General features: G+C 68.7%; 1 protein-coding gene. It reads right to left on the bottom strand.

Annotation, left to right across the window (positions count from 1 at the left end):
* On the bottom strand, positions 1–843 hold an 843-nt coding region (locus ACXJKR_RS33750), incomplete at both ends, for an autotransporter-associated beta strand repeat-containing protein (protein ID WP_457326575.1).

Genomic DNA, 843 nt, shown 5'->3' with positions numbered 1-843 from the left:
GTGAAACCGCTGCCGTCGATGCTGAACTCTTTGGCCGAGAAGCCCAGGATGCCGCCGCTCGCATAGGCCAGCGTGTAGCTGTGATTGTGCTGGGCGTCGAAACCGGCCAGCAGCCCCGCGCCGCCGTTCGCCAGCAGCGACTTCAACGTGACGGTGAACGGGTTGGCCGCGCTGGCGTCCAGGCTCAGCGTGCCGCCGACGCTCAGCAGGTCGTACCCCAGCCCGGCGGCGGCGCTGGCATTGGCGATCTCCCACAGATAGCTGGCGCCCTCGGCAAACGTCGCGTTGCCCGCCACGCTCAACTGGCCCGGCGAGTTGCCGGGCGCGAGCTTGCCGGCCAGCACCAGGCTGCCCAGTGCACCGCTGCCGCCCAGCGTGGCGCCCGCGTCGACGCTGAAGGCGCTGCTCAGCGACGAGCCGTTGAGCGTCAGTTGGCCGGCCTGCACCCGCGTCGTGCCGGTGTTGGTGTTGATGCCGCTGAGCGTCTGCGTGCCCGTGCCCGTCTTGACGAAGTTGCCGGTGGATTCGCTGTTCGCCAGCACGCCGGAGAAATTGCCGGAACCATTGGCCACGCCCATCGTGAAAGCGCTGTAGCCCGAGCCGTTGTAGCCAGACTTGATGCGGCCGGCGCCGCTGAGCGCATCGACGCGGACATTGGCCTCGTCGCCATCGAAGACGGCATTGGCGGCCACGTTCAGTCGGCTCTGGTTGCGGGTCCAGTCCTCATTGGCGTGGGAGCCGCCGACCAGAGTGCCGGCCTGCACGTCGATCAGGCTGCCGCTGCCCATTGCAAAAGTCGCCTTGCCCTGCTGCCAGGTCGCCACGCCGGCGCCGGTCTTGCGC

This window comes from Roseateles sp. P5_E11, assembly GCF_054049355.1.
This window is presented reverse-complemented; position numbering and strand designations above follow the sequence as displayed.